The 16762-nt window shown below is 44.1% G+C and carries 11 protein-coding genes; 8 read left to right on the plus strand and 3 right to left on the minus strand.

Features of this window, described 5'->3' with window-relative positions:
- Window positions 1–22: 22 nt before the first annotated feature.
- From gspL to FJ709_RS00560, 3 genes are read left to right on the plus strand one after another with little or no spacing between them, the layout of a single operon-like run.
- Window positions 23–1240: a type II secretion system protein GspL gene (gene gspL, locus FJ709_RS00550; protein ID WP_226412454.1), complete on the plus strand. Its 1218-nt coding sequence runs from the start codon at window positions 23–25 to the stop codon at window positions 1238–1240.
- A 1-nt stretch (window position 1241) separates the two neighbouring features.
- A complete protein-coding gene (locus FJ709_RS00555; protein WP_226412456.1) occupies window positions 1242–1718 on the plus strand; it encodes a type II secretion system protein M in 477 nt (158 codons plus the stop codon).
- 9 nt (window positions 1719–1727) lie between these two features.
- The gene (locus FJ709_RS00560) at window positions 1728–2489 is read left to right on the plus strand and encodes a type II secretion system protein N (protein WP_226412458.1); all 762 of its coding nucleotides are present in this window, start codon (window positions 1728–1730) and stop codon (window positions 2487–2489) included.
- Window positions 2490–2600: 111 nt separating this feature from the next.
- Here the strand turns inward: FJ709_RS00560 and yrfG are convergent, their stop codons facing one another.
- Window positions 2601–3275 (minus strand): GMP/IMP nucleotidase, encoded by a 675-nt coding sequence (gene yrfG, locus FJ709_RS00565; RefSeq protein ID WP_226412460.1) that lies wholly within the window; start codon window positions 3273–3275, stop codon window positions 2601–2603.
- Between the two features lie 331 nt (window positions 3276–3606).
- On the opposite strand from yrfG, the gene FJ709_RS00570 reads away from it, so the two are divergent.
- From FJ709_RS00570 to cysQ, 5 genes are all read left to right on the plus strand, one after another.
- Window positions 3607–4101: a GNAT family N-acetyltransferase gene (locus FJ709_RS00570; protein WP_226412462.1), complete on the plus strand. Its 495-nt coding sequence runs from the start codon at window positions 3607–3609 to the stop codon at window positions 4099–4101.
- A 250-nt stretch (window positions 4102–4351) separates the two neighbouring features.
- Entirely contained in the window at window positions 4352–4918 is a 567-nt protein-coding gene (locus tag FJ709_RS00575; protein ID WP_226412464.1) for a phage tail protein, read from the plus strand.
- A 105-nt stretch (window positions 4919–5023) separates the two neighbouring features.
- On the plus strand, window positions 5024–12658 hold the full coding sequence (locus tag FJ709_RS00580; RefSeq protein ID WP_226412466.1) for an Ig-like domain-containing protein: 7635 nt from the start codon (window positions 5024–5026) through the stop codon (window positions 12656–12658).
- A gap of 196 nt (window positions 12659–12854) precedes the next feature.
- The gene (gene nudE / locus FJ709_RS00585; protein ID WP_226412468.1) at window positions 12855–13403 is read left to right on the plus strand and encodes an ADP compounds hydrolase NudE; all 549 of its coding nucleotides are present in this window, start codon (window positions 12855–12857) and stop codon (window positions 13401–13403) included.
- Between the two features lie 157 nt (window positions 13404–13560).
- Window positions 13561–14376 (plus strand): 3'(2'),5'-bisphosphate nucleotidase CysQ, encoded by an 816-nt coding sequence (cysQ, locus tag FJ709_RS00590; protein WP_226412470.1) that lies wholly within the window; start codon window positions 13561–13563, stop codon window positions 14374–14376.
- A gap of 227 nt (window positions 14377–14603) precedes the next feature.
- On the opposite strand, the gene mnmH is transcribed toward cysQ, so the two are convergent.
- The gene (gene mnmH, locus FJ709_RS00595; RefSeq protein WP_226412472.1) at window positions 14604–15704 is read right to left on the minus strand and encodes a tRNA 2-selenouridine(34) synthase MnmH; all 1101 of its coding nucleotides are present in this window, start codon (window positions 15702–15704) and stop codon (window positions 14604–14606) included.
- Complete coding sequence (selD, locus tag FJ709_RS00600; protein ID WP_226412474.1) at window positions 15697–16758, minus strand: selenide, water dikinase SelD; 1062 nt, start codon at window positions 16756–16758, stop codon at window positions 15697–15699. Before selD ends, mnmH begins: the two co-directional genes overlap by 8 nt.
- Window positions 16759–16762 lie beyond the last annotated feature (4 nt).

Genomic DNA, 16762 nt, shown 5'->3' on the forward strand with positions numbered 1-16762 from the left:
AAGAGATTGGTGGAGAATAACAGTGTCTGAAAGGCTATTTATCCGATTAGGTAAAACAGCAGATCACCCATGTTCATGGTTAGTGTGGTCTGAGCAGGAGCAAGAAATTATTGCTTCAGGCGAATTACCCGATGCGCTCAGTCTTAACAGCTTAACAGCTCGTGTGGGTAATCGACCTGTTGATGTGTTAGTGCCAGCAGCAAGCATGACGTTAACTAAAATAGCGGTACCTGAAAAAGGCCAACGTCAAGCGCTTAAGGCGTTGCCATTTATGCTGGAAGAGTCCATTGCCAGTGATGTAGATAATATGCATTTTGTGGTAGGAACCCGCCATGGTGACAATGTTAATGTGGTCGCGGTTGAGCATCAACAAATGCAATTATGGCTAACATGGTTAATGGATGCAGGTTTAAAAGCAAAACGCATTGTACCAGATTGCTTAGCCTTACCCCTTGAGCAATGTCGCTGGGCTATTATGAGCTTTGGTGATGAGTATTTATTGCGTACTGGCGAAGGTTCGGGTGTGAGTTTGCCTAAAACCTGGACTGAGCTTGCGCTACCAAAGTTAGTCGCAGAGGCGCAAAAAAGTGCCGCTATCGAGCAGACCATTGATGTTGCCTGTTATAGCGAAGGGGTAACCTTTAACGCTAACCATATAACGCTGTCACCTAAGCCGCTTGAACTCCCTATGATGGTATTGGCCAAAGGTATTTTGAATGCCCCGGTTAACCTATTATCAGGTGCATATAAGCCAAAGCGTGAATACAGCAAACACCTTATGTTATGGCGTAATGCTGCGATTATGATGGTAGCTGTTTTGGTATTGGCGCTCGTTAATAAAGGTTTGGCAATTTCTCAATTAAATCATCAGACAGCGGCAATGAAAATTCAAAGTGAGGCGATATTTAAGTCTGTAGCGCCAAGCATTAATCGTATTGTGGATATTCGCTCCCAAATCAATAGCCAGTTGCGCAGTATGCAAGGTCAAGGTGGTGGAGTGGCATTTTTTGAAATGTTAGATGGGTTGAAGCCCGCATTTTCCAGTGTACCTCAACTTAAACCCACCTCATTGCGTTTTGATGCAAACCGTAATGAATTAAGGATGCAGGTTGTTGCTGACAATTATGCCCAATTAGATAAATTTAAAGAAATTGTCAGTAAAGACTTCCAGCTCGATGGCGGTGCAATGAACAGTAATGAAGACAGTGTTACCAGCACACTAACCTTGAGGAGCAAATAAGATGGATAATTTGCGTATTTGGTGGCAAGGCTTAGTGCATCGAGAGCAACAACTAGTTGGTTTTTGTAGTGTGATTGTGGTGATTGGTATTTTGTATTGGGGAGTATGGTCGCCTATTTCAAATGCTCAACAAACAGCCGAGCGTAATTATAATGCTGAGCTGCAAAACTTAAATTATGTGAAGCAAACAGCCAATAAGATAGCTGGCCTTGAAAAAGCCGGAGCGAAAGTTCAAGCTAGCGGCAGTTTAAGCTCGATTGTGAACCAAACTGCCAGCCAATATAATTTAGAGATAACTCGAATGCAGCCGCAGGATGATAAAATTCAACTGTGGATGGACGAAGTGCCATTTGACTCGCTGTTAGACTATTTACATAATTTGGTTGATCAAAAAGGTTTAACGTTAGATAGCGTCGATTTATCAGATTCAGATACGGCGGGTTTTGTTAATGTCAGACGTATTCAGTTGTCTCAGTAAGGAATGTTTGTGAAATTATTTGTCAAAATTGGCATTGCTGTAGTGGTGTATTTGATTTTTTTGATTGTATATTTACCTGCCAGTCTGTTAGTGAGCGTAGCGCCATTACCGAATAATATTCAGTTTGCGGGTGTGGACGGTACTTTATGGGATGGTAAAGCCGATCTGGTGCGTATCGATCAACGCCAATTAGAACAGGTGAGTTGGCAGTTAAGTCCGTGGGCATTGTTTATTGGCCGTGCAGATATTGATTTTAAAATCGGTACGCGGGCAACGGCTGTCAGCAGTAAAGGCAGTATCAGTTACTCTTTTTCCGGTTTGCAGGTTGAAAATTTACGCTTTGATGCGCCCAATAGTTTTATTGTTGCGGGAGCACGCTTGCCGTTTAGAGCGCAATTAAATGGTGACATTAGTTTAATGGTAGAGAAGCTAGAGCAGGGTCTGCCCTGGTGTGAGCAGCTCAAAGGTAAGTTGTTTTTAAACAGTACCCATGTCATTAATCAATTTGGCGAATATCCATTAGGTAATATTGCTTTAGGTCTGAACTGCCTTGATGGTCAAGTGCAATTAACTACCGACGAGCAATTGAATCAATTAGGTTTGGTGGGCACTATTACTTTGGCTGAAAATAATCTGGTTAAAGTCAGTGCTAAAATAAAACCCACAGCGGCTCAGCCAAAAGATTTAACCGAAGCTTTAGCATTTTTGGGTAGACAAGATAGCCAAGGATATTATCCGATTAACTATCAAGGTGCTATTCCGGGTTTATAAGCGTCAGCGAGTGCTGAGCGTTCGAGTATTGATTATGATAGGGCGCACTAGCGCCCTTTTTTTCATCAGTGAGGTTATGGACAATTGCGCCATTACTACCTTGGGCTAGCGTTATAGATGTTGGCCTGCAAGTAACTCTTCTAATAAATGATGGTAATCATCAATTGCCGGAAAATCATTAAATAGCTTATGGCCTTTTTGGCTGTCAGGATTCTTTATGCCTAGCTGAAACCCTATGCCCGCCTTTTTCGATGCGGCTAAAATCGGTTCACTGTCATCAATAAATAAACATCTGGCGGGATCTAGCTGATATTTTTCAATCGCCGTCAACCAGAACTGCGGATGCTCTTTAGGGTAACCCGTTTCATGACTTGATAACATTGCATCTAAACCCTGTGCCAGTTCAGTATGCTCAAGTTTTAACGCTAAACTTTTAGGGTGGGCATTGGTGAATAAGATACGTTTTTTATTCATAGCACCCAATGCCATAAGAAAAGGCATGCTGTCTTGACGCATTTGAATGCGTTCAACAAGTGAATAATGCAGAGTGAGAATATCAAGCTCAAGCTGCTGCTGCCAATAATCTAAACAATACCAATCTAATGTGCCAGTCACTTTGTGGTAAGCGTTTTCGACTAATTGCTTGGCCGCATCAAGGCTAATTTGTCTTTGTTGGCTTAATTGCTGCGGCACTAAAGTAAGCCAAAAATGGTTATCAAAGTGTAAATCCAGCAAGGTGCCGTCCATGTCGAGTAACACTGTATCTATGTTATTCCAGTTAAACATCAATAAATCCTTTGCAGATAAAAAGTTTAGCCATCACTTGTCATTCTTCCTTTATATACTAGCCTCAACAAGCGTGCTGAATGTTTAAGCGTCACTTTGATAAGTTTATAAATTCATTATCTTTGCTAATGTGACTCAACGCAATTTAACAAATTTAACAGCATATAGTGACAATAGTTCGGAGTTAAATTCGGACCTTACTTAAAAATGCAGGGTGACCTTATGTGAATAAACACTATTTTCAAGATGTTTTGACATTGTGCAGCAGAGCAGCAAGTTAAGTATGTTAGCTACCTTCAGTTGCTAACTATGTCTTATTTTTGGAGTACTAATGTTAAGTCAGCTAAACCCACTATTGAATATCAATGTGCGCCCAGCCAGTGATGATGACGTATTTATTATGGCGCAGCTATTTTATTCTACCCGTAGCGATTTCTATCAACTTGGATTACCCCAAGTTACAGTTGATATGCTACTGCAGCAGCAATATCAACTTCAACAAATGTCCTACAAAAATCAATTCCCCAACGTAATGGATTATATCCTGTGCCGCCAAGCTCAGATAATTGGCAAGCTGACCTTAGAGGTTAAGCCAGAATATTTGTGGCTTGTCGATTTGGTGATAGCGCCTGACACCCGTAGCAAAGGCGTTGGCACCGCAGTGTTAGAAGCGCTTAAGCAAGATGCCAAGGGGCGGCAAGTCCCCATTTACTTGTCTGTAGCGATAGATAATCCAAGAGCGAAAGCACTTTATTATCAGCAAGGTTTTACTATACAAGGTGTTACGGATACTCATGAAAGCATGCAGTGGCAATACCGCACATAAATGACATTACTTAAATATAGCACCCATGTATCTTTTTTTATGCCTATACCCTTGCAGTGTCGTTTTTTTTACTACACTTGTATCGTTTGGGTCATTGTAATTGTTTTTAGGTGATACGCAGTAAAGCGCAAAGGGCTTATTAGCGATAAATTTAGGTAACGCGTTTTGTGCTTAAAATATCACAAGTCCTGACGTTTAAAACAAGCAAGATTAAATAGACTTAATCGTAAATAATCTAAGGAGAGAAAACATGTCAGAACCATTTACTGGAGAAATCCGCATGGTGGGTTTCAACTTCGTGCCACGTGGCTGGGCCTTATGTGATGGGCAGATAATTTCAATTGTGCAAAACCAAGCGCTTTTTGCTTTGCTAGGCACCACCTATGGTGGTGATGGTATAACGACCTTTGCCTTACCTGATTTTCGTGGCCGTAGCCCTGTTTGTATGGGGGCTGGGCCAGGATTAACCCCGGTTAAACAAGGAGTATTAGCAGGTCAGGAATCGGTCCACTTAAGCGTGGAACAGTTACCCGATAGACCCTTGGCGGTGACAGTCAGTGTGGCAATCCCCGCTTCTGCAGCAGGTGTTAACGTTACAGCTACGCCGACAAATGCTGCAGTATTAGGTCCCATCGCGGCTAGTGGGCGCTCAGGTACCCTCTATGCTACAGATGCTGCGGATGTAACCTTAAAACCCTTCAATGCAACCGGTAATACAGCATCCTTGGGTAGTGGGGCACCAGTCTCTTTGCGCAATCCAAATATAGGCACTAATTTCATTATCGCCCTGGAAGGACTGTTTCCATCGCGTAATTAACCTTATTTTTTTATGTTCGATAAGCGTTCCTACTTGGAGCGCGTTGTTGTAAAGTGAAAATTGTTATCCAGTAAGTGCATCTACCTATTATAAAAAGAGAATATTATGCTTAAAAATATGCTTGCCAATACCATTAACACACTTGGAACTCGTACTAAAAAATATTGTGTTACTTGGCTCAGACTATGTGTAAGTGTTTTATTCTTGACCATGATGCAACCTGCTTATGCGGCGACGCCTGCCGATGAAAATTATGATGATAACGCGCTAGCTGATGTTGCCACGAGCAATTTATTCACCTTGGATGGTGTCAAATACACGCTGACAGGCTCAGGTACATATCGGAATGTTATAGCAAGTTCAACTGTATTTTCTGCTTTAGGTGACAATGGGGCAGATCGCTATTTGTTTATTGATTATGATAGCGCCTATGGCTTAACGAGCGTCAGAATTGAAGCTGCCGATGGCAGTGCTTTCCGCTTATCTGGCTTTAGCTTTGATGCTGTTGCGGACGCTAATATTACCGTAACCCCGAACGGCGGTAGTGCACTTTCTTATGCTAGTAATGGTTTGTATATTACTCAGCAAAATGTTGATACATCAAGTAATACCGACTTTCAAAATATTACCAGCGTAACGTTTGCAGGGGCAAATCTTAGTATTTTTTTTGATGACTTAAACTTTGAGCCTGCGGTTTTACCCGCGCCTACTATCACCAGCGCAACCTACAACGCCTCGACGGGTGCGTTGGTTGTAACCGGCACTAATTTCACGGCAACGGCGGGCGCGACCAATGATGTTGTTGCGAACACATTTACCCTAACGGGTGAGGGCTTCGCTACCTACACATTAACCAATACCGCCGATGTAGAGATTTCCTCCGCGACCAGTTTCACCTTAACCCTGAGTGCAACTGATCGCGCCAGTGTTAATGTTCTGACCAATAAAAATAATGCCACTTCTACTAGCGGAACTAGCTATAACCTTGCCGGTGCGGCAGGTTTTATCGCCAATGCCCCTGCCACAGCAGACTTGACCGCCAATGCTATTACGGTTTCAAGTGTACCTTTGCCAACAATTTCTACGGCAGCTTACAACGCCAGTACCGGTGTGCTTACGGTGTCAGGAACTGGATTTAGTAGTTTTGCAGGCGCGACTAACGACATAGTGGCAAATAAATTTACGCTCCACGGTGAAGCGGGTATGAGTTATACCCTAACCGATACGAGCAACGTTGAAATAACCTCCAATACCAGCTTTTTGTTAACCTTTAGTGCAACAGATAAGGCCGCCTACAATCTCATCGCCAATAAAAATGGGGGATTATCGACAGATATATCCACCTATTACTTGGAGGCGGCAGATGATTGGGCTGCAGGTGCGGATCCAACCCTCTTTGTTGAGGATTCTTCGGGTAATAACATTACGGTGACTAATGTCCCTCTGCCGACCATTAGCAGCGCACTTTATAGCGCCTCTACGGGTGTATTGGCTGTTACCGGGGCTGGCTTCACCAGCTCAGGCCCTGGTGGTAGCGATGATATTATCGCGAATAAATTTACCCTTAGGGGAGAAGCGGGTGCCACCTACACCTTAACGGATACCGCCAATGTTGAGGTCACCTCGGGTACCAGCTTTACCTTCACGTTGAGCGCCACGGATAAGTCAGGTGCTAATGCCCTCCTGAATAAAAATGGCACCAGCTCTGTTGATGCCACTACTTACAATCTCGCAGCGGCGGAAGATTGGGCGCCAGGCGCAGACGCAACCCTGACCATTGCTGATCTGGTTGGCAATGGAATTACCGTTAGTAATGTGTTTGCTGCGCCGGGTGCACCCACAATAGGCACGGCTACAGCGGGCGATACCCAAGTGTCGGTTACCTTCAGCGCGCCGGGTTCTGATGGTGGCTCAGCGATTACCGGTTATACGGTAACGGCGAGTCCGGGTGGTGCAAGCGCATCTGGTGCAGGTTCGCCCTTAGTGGTGACGGGTTTGACGAATGGCCAGGCCTATACTTTTACGGTAACGGCTACCAATGGTATTGGCACTGGCTCTACCTCGGCAGCCTCAAACAGTGCAACTCCTAAGGCGCCACAAACCATCACTTTCGGCAATCCGGGCACGCAAAATTTTGGCACTACGCCAACACTCAGCGCGACGGCAACATCTGGTTTAACGCCAACCTTTAGTTCCACCACAACGGGTGTTTGTACCATTACCAGTGGCGGCGCATTGACGTTTGTGACAGCGGGTACTTGTAGTATTGATGCCGACGAAGTGGGTAATAGCAGCTATCTGGCCGCCGCGACTGTTACGCGCTCATTTAACGTAAATGCGTTAGTGCCAGGCGCACCTACAGTGGTGAGTGCCACGGCGGGTGATACCCAAGCCTCTGTGAGTTTCACCGCACCAGTATTTACGGGGGGCGCAGCTATAACCTCATATACAGTGACCTCAAGCCCTGGCGGCATAACGGGCACAGGTGCAGATTCACCCATTACTGTGACTGGGCTAACCAATGGTGTTGCTTATACCTTTACCGTTGTGGCGACTAACTCTGCCGGTGCGGGTTCCGCTTCTGGGGCCTCTAGTGCCATTACACCTAAAGCGGCGCAGACTATTACTTTTAGTAACCCAGGCGCGCAAAACTTCGGTACTACGCCAACGTTAAGTGCGTCGTCAACGTCAAGCTTAACGCCAACCTTTACTTCATCCACAACGGGAGTGTGTACTGTTACCAGTGGCGGCGCCTTGAGCTTTATTACTACAGGCACTTGTACCATTAATGCTGACCAGACGGGTGACGTCAGCTATATAGCGGCAGCGCAGGTGAGCCAGAGTTTCAATGTTATTGCCGTTGTTGCAGGAGCACCCATTATAGGTACCGCGACAGCAGGGGATACTCAAGCTAGTGTGAGTTTTAGTGCACCTGCCAGTACTGGTGGTGCAGCAATTACAGCTTATACCGTCACCTCTAGTCCCGGAGCCTTAACGGGTACGGGTGCAGGTTCACCAATTACAGTGACGGGCTTAACCAATGGTGTTGCCTATACCTTTACCGTTACGGCGACTAACTCTGTGGGTGTTGGTGCTGCCTCTAGTGCCTCTGGTGCTATTACGCCTAAAGCGGCGCAAACCATTACTTTTAGTAATCCAGGCGCGCAAAACTTCGGCACCACACTAACGTTAAGTGCTACGGCAACGTCAAGCTTAGCGCCAACTTTTACTTCATCTACAACGGGAGTGTGTACTGTTACCAGTGGTGGTAACTTAAGTTTTATTAGTGCAGGCACGTGTACCATTAATGCAAATGAAGCGGGTAATGGTAGTTATTTAGCAGCAGCGCAGGTGAGCCAGAGTTTTTCTGTTAATGCTGCGGTTGCAGGTGCGCCAACAATAGGTACTGCCACTGCCGGTGATGCTCAAGCTAGCGTGAGTTTTACTGCGCCTACTAGTACAGGTGGTGCAGCCATTACCGGTTATATCGTGACGTCTAGCCCCGGTGGTTTAACTGCTAATGGAGCGGCTTCACCTTTAACCGTCACGGGTCTCACTAACGGCATAGCTTATACCTTTGCGGTACAGGCTATTAACAGTGTTGGGGCGGGTAATACTTCTGTTGCAAGTAACTCTGTTATTCCAAACGGCGCACCTGTCATTACCGGTACGCCAATATTGACTATTGATCAAGATACACAGTACTCATTTACACCAAATGCAGTGGATACCGCGACAGATACTTTAACGTTTAGTATTGTCAATAAGCCGTTATGGGCAACATTTAATACGAGTACGGGTACATTGTCAGGTACTCCATCAATTCAAGATGTTGGGGTTACCAATGGCATTGTGATCAGCGTGTCCGATGGTACTTTGTCTGCAAGTTTAACGGCATTTAATTTAACTGTTATTAATACTAACAAGGCACCAACTATTACTTCTACTCCTATCACTAGCATTGCAGAGGGTTCTGTCTACAGTTATACCTTTTCAGCTACGGATGTCGACCCTGGTGATACGCTCACGTTAAGTGCGCTCACATTACCGAGTTGGCTAAGCTTTAATGTTACTACTGGTGTACTAAATGGTACCGCGACTAATGAAGAGGTTGGTACACATTCAGTGACACTTCGCGTAGCTGATACTGCAGGGTTAACAGCTGATCAAAGCTTTAGTATTACAGTCACTAATGTCAACGATGCGCCAATTATTGGCTCAACACCTATCACCAGCATTGCAGAGGGATCAGTATACAGTTATACATTCTTAGCTACGGATGCAGATTCAGGTGACACGCTAACGTTAAGTGCGGTCGTGCTACCAAGTTGGCTACGCTTTAATGTTACTACGGGAGTATTAAGTGGCACCCCTACTAGTGCAGATGTTGACACGCATGAGGTTACGCTTCGTGCTACAGATGTCGCAGGGTTAACAGCTGATCAAAGCTTTAGTATTACAGTCACTAATGTCAACGATGCGCCTATAGTGAACAGTGCCAGTGTGACATTGAGTGAGGATAGTTCAGTAATGATTATTCTTACAGCGGAAGATCTAGATAATGATCAACTAACCTATGATGTAGTTAACATGCCTGTGTCAGGTACGTTAGAGCAACATGGTACGGCATGGCTTTATACCCCAGAAAAAGACTTTAATGGTACAGACAGCATTAGCTTTACCGCGAAAGATGCAGAATTAACTTCTGAAGCCGCGATTATCACCATCAATGTTACAGCTATAAATGATGAGCCATTAGCCGTGGATGATAGTTATAGTCAAAGCCTGTCGACGGATAATAGCTATACCTTAGCGGTGTTGGACAACGACAGTGACGTTGATGGTGATACCTTGACTATTGATGGCGCTGCTGCCGATGTCGGTAGCGTGCAAATTGTAGCGTCACAGCTTAAATACCTAGCGCCTACCGATTTTGTTGGCCCGGTGACATTGCGTTATAGCATTTCCGACGGCAATAAAGGTCGCAGTAATGCCAAAGTACAATTGCTTGTGACCGGTGAAAATTCTGCTGATTTACCTGTTATTACCGTCCCTGCCGACATTACCGCTAACGCAACAGGTTTGTTTACTAAGCTTAAGCTAGGTGTTGCAACGGCGGTTGATAAGGCGGGAAATAAGCTTGCTGTGTCGCTTGTTAATACCCAACAACTGTTTGCTCCTGGTGAGCACTTAGCCTACTGGAAAGCCACTGACAGCCAAGGTCGCAGTGCGATTAAACCGCAAAAAGTGACGGTTAAGCCGTTGATTTCGATTAGTCGCAATCAAGCGGTTGCCGAAGGCAGTGAAGCTCATTTCAGTGTTATCTTAAATGGTCCATCGCCGCAGTATCCTGTCAGCATTCCTTATACCGTGTCTGGCAGTAGTGATGGCAATGATCATGATTTAGTCGATGGTGTGTTTGAGATAACCTCTGGTTTAAGCGCAAGCTTTAGCGTCAATGTGTTCGATGATGGGATAACGGAAGCGGATGAAGAGCTGCTAATCAGCTTAGATCCAAGCCTGAACCTCAGCAGTCAGCGTGAAACTCGCTTATTGATTACTGAAGCTAACATTGCGCCGACAGCGAGTATCGAGGTTACCCAGTCAAATGAGCCACGGACTCAAGTGAGTAAGCAAGACGGAAAGGTGTACATTCAGGCGAAAAGCCAAGATGTGAATTTGCAAAATAGCCTTACAGAGGTCTGGTCAACAGGTGTGTTGGTGTTAGAAAGTGATGCCGATGGCAGTTACTTTGACCCAAGTACGCTTGATGCGGGTATTTATCCTATTAGCTTGGTAGTGACCGATGATGGTACGCCGCAATTATCGACTGAGGTGCAATTAACCTTATTGGTGAAAGACAGCTTACCCGTACTAACAGGAAGTGACAGCGATGGTGATTTAATCCCAGATAATCAAGAAGGCTTTGCTGATACCGATGGTGATGGTATTGCTGATTACCTGGATGGGATTAATGAGTGTAACGTGCTGCAAGAAAAGGTTAGTTCGCAACAGACCTTCCTTGCAGAAAGTGAGCCGGGTGTGTGTTTGCACTTAGGTAATGCGGCGCTAAGTAATGGTGCTCAAGGTCTTCAGATACCAGACGATAACTTAATCCCTGATCCAATAGCATTTATTCCAGCAGGTGGCTTGTTTGATTTTGTAATCGACGATCTCCCAACACCAGGCATGACTGTTAGTATCGTTATTCCGCAAATACAACCCATACCGGCAAGCGGTGTGTATCGTAAGTTTATGCGCGGTAGATGGGTGAGCTTTGTGGAGAATGCCAACAATTCAATCCACTCTAGTCAGGGCTCTGCCGGTTATTGTCCGCCACCAGGCGCTGCAGAATGGCAGCCCGGCTTAATTGAAGGCTACCATTGTGTGCAGTTAACCATAGAAGATGGCGGCCCTAACGATGATGATGGTCTTGTCAATAGCGCGGTTTCAGACCCGGGCGGGGTTGCTGTGATGCTTAACAATAATCACTTACCAGTGGCAAATGCAGACAGTGCGTCTTTATCATTGAACCAAAGTATTGATATAGATGTGCTGGCAAATGATACCGATATCGATGGTGATACCTTGAGCGTGCAGAATGTGACCAGCGATTTTGGTGATGCGGTGATTTTAGCCAACCAGCAAATCAGTTACACTCCTGATGTTGACTTCATTGGCATAGACGTACTGTCCTACAGTATTTCAGATGGACAAGGTGGCACATCAACTAGTCAACTTACGGTAACCGTGAGGGCTAATAGTGCACCCACCACAATCGATGACACAGCTAATACGGATGATAGAACCAGCTTGCTGTTAAATGTATTAAGTAACGACAGTGATATCGATGGTGACAGCTTAACGTTAGTCAGTGGTACAGCATTACAAGGGGCTGTATCGATAGAATCTAACCAGCTTCGTTATACACCTAAACAGGGGTTTGAAGGGGTGGATACACTGAGCTATTTGATAAGTGATGGTGCTGGCGGCGAAGCCTCAGGGCAGGTGTTAGTGACCATTAAAGCTTATCAAGAAGTTGTTATCGATAATCAATCCGGTGGTGGTAGCTTATCCTTGTACGGATTGGTGCTACTTGCTTTTGGTGGTTTAGTGCGTCGAGGTAAATGGCTGGCGGTAGCAATCAGCAGCGTGTTATTGACTGGTGTGACAGCGCAAGCTAATGCAGCAGAAGCCAACAGCTGGTATCTAGATGGGTTTGTTGGACAAGCGTATGCTGATAGCAAGATACAAAATTGGCAATATCCAAACGATACTGAAGTCACTGATGTTGATGATAGCGATACTGCATTGGGTTTGAGTGCGGGTTATCAATGGAACAATTTTCTTGCTGTTGAGTTAGGTTATTCTGACTTTGGTAGCGGCACTGCACAACTTAAAGGCAGCACCTTAAGCCCTGAGGCATATCAACAGGCATTGAAATCGGTTACGCCGATACTGGCTGATGGTATAACCCTAGGACTGCGTTTTACTTTAGTTGAGCATCAGGATTGGCGATTTGAGATACCGGTCGGTTTATTTAGATGGAATGCCGATATTGCCAGCCAGATGAATAATAACCGTATAATGACCGAGCTTAGTGGTACTGATTGGTATATTGGAATGCAATTTCATTACCAAATGACCGAATCCTGGTCTTTAGGGCTGGGGTACCAATATGTTGATATTGAGCCAAATGATATTTTAACTGGCCAGCTCAGTTTACGTTATCATTTTTAAAGGGTTGTAGAAGTGAAAAAGGAGCTAATTAGCTCCTTTTTTATTGAGTAAAAATATCAATAATAGCGCTATGAATCATCTTTAATGACTAAGGCATAGAAACTTGTTTTAAGAAGACTGTAAATTCCGGTTGTAGATTACGCTTAGGGTAGTAATATTGTCGCTTGTCTTATTTCATTCGTCACATGAGGTTGCAATGACAGAGCGGCATAGTAAGCCGGAAATCTTGCACACAGAAATTGTCGCTAAAAGTCGGCTATTTCAAATTGAGCAAGTTCATCTTAAGTTTTCAAATGGTGTTGAGCGCCAGTATGAGCGAATGAAGGGCGGAAGCCGTGGCGCTGTAATGGTTGTGCCTATTTATCAAGGTCAGTTGTTACTGGCAAAAGAGTATGCCGCCGGAACGGATAATTACGAATTAGGTTTTCCTAAAGGGCTTATTGATCCTGGTGAAGAGGCTATTGAGGCTGCTAATCGTGAATTACAAGAAGAAATAGGTTTCGCCAGTAAAAAATTAACGTATCTAAAAACGCTATCACTTGCACCGGGATACTTCTCTAGCAAGATGCATATTTTTGTTGCAGAACAATTGTATGCCAGCGAACTCGAAGGTGATGAACCTGAACCAATTATTGTGGTGCCCTGGGCACTAGATGATTGGCAAGCATTGTTAGATAACCCCGACTTTTCTGAATCTAGAAGTGTAAGTGCACTTTTTTTAGCTAAACAGTTTTTAGCTAAGTAATCTCTAGCTAGGTAATTTTTAGTCTCGCAATATGAGTCATACAGAGGTAAGTGCCATTTACTTACCCAGTAAAGTATTATCCTCGCACTTTGGCTAAAATTAGCTAAAGTTAGTTTTAATCAGTAATACATGCTTATTTCCAGCAACTGGAGTTGTAATGAAGCCTGAAGCCATCATCGAACAAGCAATTGAAATTGCTATCGAAGCAGGGAATGCTATTCGTAAAATCTACCAGTCAGGTGATTTTAAACGAGAGATAAAATCTGATAATACCCCTGTAACGTCTGCCGACTTGGCCGCCCATGAAATCATTTGTTCACGTCTTGCTAAGCTGACACCGGACATTCCTATTCTCAGTGAAGAAGATGCAGATATTCCTTTGTCTGTCAGACAAAACTGGTCAAAGTATTGGTTAGTCGATCCGCTTGATGGTACTGGTGAATTTATTGCTGGTAGTGGTGATTTCTCGGTGATTATTGCCCTTGTTGAACATAATCGTCCCATCATGGGAATTGTTTATGTGCCAATGACCGAGGTATGTTATTACGCTATTGCAGGGTTAGGCGCCTATAAACGTAGCGCCGAAGGTGAAGTACGTATTACCAGCACTCAATTGGCGCTATCAGAGCAAAATCATTTGCGAATAGCGGTTAGCCGCCGACAAGACCCCCAAAAGGTACTTAAATTATTTAACCACCCTAAAGACTGCGAGTTAGTGGTGTTAGGTGGTGCGGCATTAAAGAGTTGCTTAGTTGCCGAGGGGCAGGCCGATTGTTATATCCGTTTGGGCCCAACAGGTGAGTGGGACACAGGTGCAGCACAAATTATTGTCGAAGAAGCGGGTGGAGCCTTGGTTGATATCCACTTGCACCCAATGACTTACAATGAGCGAGACACACTAGAAAATCCTAATTTTATTGTTGTTGGTACCGAAAATCTGCCGTGGAATGTCATGGTACTTGATGGTGAATAATTAATCTCAATTCGGGCTAAGAGATGCATTCAATAAGCTAAATTCAACACGTTTAGTCTATATTAGCCTCAGCATATGTGTATGTTCCTGAATAATGTCGCTGAAACCTTATGGTGGACATTATTCAGGGAGTGACATAATTAAATGAGACACTATGCAAATAGTTAAAAGCGCTGTTGGCATCAGTGACGATGCGATATAAGTAAATTCTCCGGTAAATAGGTGGCTTATATTTGCTCATCTAGCCATTGGTGTACTTCAGTGGCATTACCTTTAAAAATCACCTTAGTGAGTTTTTTATCAAGTTGGTATTGATACATGGGGTCATAGTATTTGCTGAGTAACTGACTTATCCAGGCGTAATGACCATCAAAGCTATGGTGACTTTGCTGCTGCTTTAATGCTTGTTGAATAAGTCCTTGTAACTCGTCATGTTGTTTTCCGCCTAAGCGTTTACGGATTTTGCTAATACAGTCGACTAAATACACAGAAAAAGCGTTAAATCCCTCAACCTCTCCGAATAGAGTGCAATATTGTTGGTGCATATTACTGACATATTCACCATGAAGCCTATCGACTCGGGCATTAAATGCTTCTTCAAGTAATACAATTGGCGCTTGCTGCATGGCTTTAAAAAATGGCTGCGGAATAGCGGTACGGCCAATTAAGAAGCTCTCATCTTCTAACAGCAATTTGGATGATGGCTTGACCTGTTGATATTTAAGTAACGCGACCCCTAGATTATTTTCAAAATTAATTTGGCTAGGTTGTGAGCTTATTTGTTTACCAAAACTTGATCCGCGATGATTAGCCAGGCCTTCTAGGTCGATGGTTTCTTTACGCTGATGAATAAACTCAGTTTTACCACTACCGGTACTGCCGCTTAAAATCAAAAAATGGTGATTTGATTCAGCTTGTTCAATAGTACTAATCAGAAAGCTACGGAGTGCCTTGTATCCCCCATAAATATAGGGAATATCAATACCTACATGTTGCAGCCATTGTTGGCTAAGTTGAGAGCGAAGGCCGCCTCGAAAACAATACAAATAACTATGATTATGTTGGTGTACTTGTTTGCACCAGGCATCAATACGGCTTTGCTTAATATCACCGCTGACCAATTGATGGCCTAGGGTAATGGCGGCTTGTTGCCCCTCCTGTTTATAACAGGTACCCACTAGTTGACGCTCTCTATCATTCATCAAAGGTAAATTAACTGACTCGGGAAAAGCACCTTTATTGAACTCAATTGGCGCGCGAACGTCGATCAGAGGCCGCTTATCTAATAACAGACGGCCGTATTCGCTTGCGGCAATGGTATTACTCATTGAGTAAAGCCACTAGTTGTTCAGGTGTGTTTAATACATTGCTACTCAATGTCCCAATACAATGGAGCGCAATTTGATGCTCAGCTAATATTTTGTGTAACTCTGCCTGCGCCGATTCATTTACTGCTATCAATAAACCACCACTGGTTTGAGGATCACATAATATTGCCTGCTGGTAATCGGTCAATGATGGTAAATGCGGTGCATAACTTTGATAGTTACGACTTGTTCCCCCAGGAATACAACCTTGGGCAATATAGTTATCGACTTCAGCTAATCTAGGAATGGCATCAAAGTTAAGTGTCGCAGTGAGATTAGCCCCTTGGCAGAGTTCGATTAAATGACCTGCTAAACCAAACCCAGTAACATCTGTTAAGGCATTGACGCCTTTTATTTTAGCGATATCTTGGCCAACGTTATTCAGCTGACACATAGCATCAATCGCAATATGATTATGTTCGGGTTTAAGCTTTTTTTGTTTTTGAGCAGTTGTCAGTACACCAATACCAATAGGTTTGGTCAGATACAATTTGTCACCCGTCTTAGCAGTGCTGTTTTGCTTTAAATCATTCAATTTTACCTGGCCTGTCACGGCTAAACCAAAAATAGGTTCTGGTGCATCAATACTGTGCCCTCCCGCTAACATAATACCGGCATCTTTACAGGCCTGACGTCCGCCATCTATGACTTGTTGAGCCACTTCTGCAGGCAGTTTATTTACCGGCCAGCCTAAAATGGCTATCGCCATTATTGGGGTTCCGCCCATGGCATAAATATCACTTATTGCATTCGTCGCTGCAATACGACCAAAGGTAAAAGGGTCGTCGACTATGGGCATAAAGAAGTCAGTAGTACTAATAATCCCAATATCATCATTGAGTTTGTATACCGCAGCATCATCACGCGTGTCATTACCGACCAGGATATTAGGGTCAGTGAATAGCGGCAATTGTGATGACAATATGGTGCTGAGTACTTGAGGTGAAATTTTACAGCCGCACCCGGCTCCGTGGCTGTATTCGGTTAAGCGAATGTCTTGATAATTGGACTTCATAATG

Source organism: Shewanella glacialimarina, from assembly GCF_020511155.1.
In the GTDB taxonomy this organism is placed as follows: Bacteria; Pseudomonadota; Gammaproteobacteria; order Enterobacterales; family Shewanellaceae; genus Shewanella; species Shewanella glacialimarina.

What these genes read in the sequence shown, in the direction of transcription:
- nudE (WP_226412468.1), top strand. Translation starts at nt 12,855, where the DNA reads ATGACAGAGCGGCATAGTAAGCCGGAAATCTTGCACACAGAAATTGTC.
- cysQ (WP_226412470.1), top strand. Translation starts at nt 13,561, where the DNA reads ATGAAGCCTGAAGCCATCATCGAACAAGCAATTGAAATTGCTATCGAA.
- FJ709_RS00570 (WP_226412462.1), top strand. Translation starts at nt 3,607, where the DNA reads ATGTTAAGTCAGCTAAACCCACTATTGAATATCAATGTGCGCCCAGCC.
- yrfG (WP_226412460.1), bottom strand. Translation starts at nt 3,275, where the DNA reads ATGTTTAACTGGAATAACATAGATACAGTGTTACTCGACATGGACGGC.
- selD (WP_226412474.1), bottom strand. Translation starts at nt 16,758, where the DNA reads ATGAAGTCCAATTATCAAGACATTCGCTTAACCGAATACAGCCACGGA.
- mnmH (WP_226412472.1), bottom strand. Translation starts at nt 15,704, where the DNA reads ATGAGTAATACCATTGCCGCAAGCGAATACGGCCGTCTGTTATTAGAT.
- FJ709_RS00555 (WP_226412456.1), top strand. Translation starts at nt 1,242, where the DNA reads ATGGATAATTTGCGTATTTGGTGGCAAGGCTTAGTGCATCGAGAGCAA.
- FJ709_RS00575 (WP_226412464.1), top strand. Translation starts at nt 4,352, where the DNA reads ATGTCAGAACCATTTACTGGAGAAATCCGCATGGTGGGTTTCAACTTC.
- FJ709_RS00580 (WP_226412466.1), top strand. Translation starts at nt 5,024, where the DNA reads ATGCTTAAAAATATGCTTGCCAATACCATTAACACACTTGGAACTCGT.